At 60.9% G+C, this 716-nt stretch carries 1 protein-coding gene; it reads left to right on the top strand.

Features of this window, described 5'->3' with window-relative positions; all coding sequences use genetic code 11:
• On the top strand, positions 1-716 hold a 716-nt coding region (locus A7X77_RS31720), incomplete at both ends, for an MFS transporter (RefSeq protein WP_156668222.1).

Genomic DNA, 716 nt, shown 5'->3' with positions numbered 1-716 from the left:
AGAAGAAGGCGGTTGTCGCCGCGACGCTTGGCACGATCGTGGAATACACAGACTGGGTGATCTACGCGACTTTCGCATCGATCCTCGCCCAGCAGTTCTTTCCGGCCGGAGACAGTTTGAACGCGCTTTTGCAGGTCTTCGCGGTATTCGCCGTCGGCTTCGTCATGCGACCGATCGGTGGCGCGGTTCTCGGCGCATTCGCGGACCGGTATGGTCGCAAGGCCGGCCTCACGCTCTCGATATTGTTGATGTCCTTGGCATCGCTCGCTATCGGCATCTGCCCCGGATACGAGACGATTGGGGTGGCAGCGCCGGTCGTTCTCGTCCTGGCGCGCCTCGTACAGGGCTTTTCGGCAGGTGGAGAGTTTGGCTCGGCATCAGCCTTCCTAGTGGAGTCTGCGCCTGCTGATCGGCGAGCCTTTGCCGGATCATGGCAATGGTTCGCCATCAATGCAGGGACGTTGGTGTCGTTCGTCCTCGGCTATGTGCTCGCAGTGGTCGGCAGCGAATCGGGCCTTGCTGACTGGGGGTGGCGCGTCGCGTTTATCGTCGCCGCTCTTCTCGGCATGATCACGCTCTGGATTCGGCTTTCCGTCGGCGAAACCGAAGTATTCAAGAAGCGGGTAGCTGTCGAAGGCGTGCCGCGGAATCCGCTGGGCGATGTTCTCTTCAAGCACAAGGGCTACGCACTTCGGGTCATCGGCATCGCAATGTCG

It is taken from the genome of Rhizobium bangladeshense, from assembly GCF_001662075.1.
Taxonomy (GTDB): Bacteria; Pseudomonadota; Alphaproteobacteria; order Rhizobiales; family Rhizobiaceae; genus Rhizobium; species Rhizobium bangladeshense_B.
This window is presented reverse-complemented; position numbering and strand designations above follow the sequence as displayed.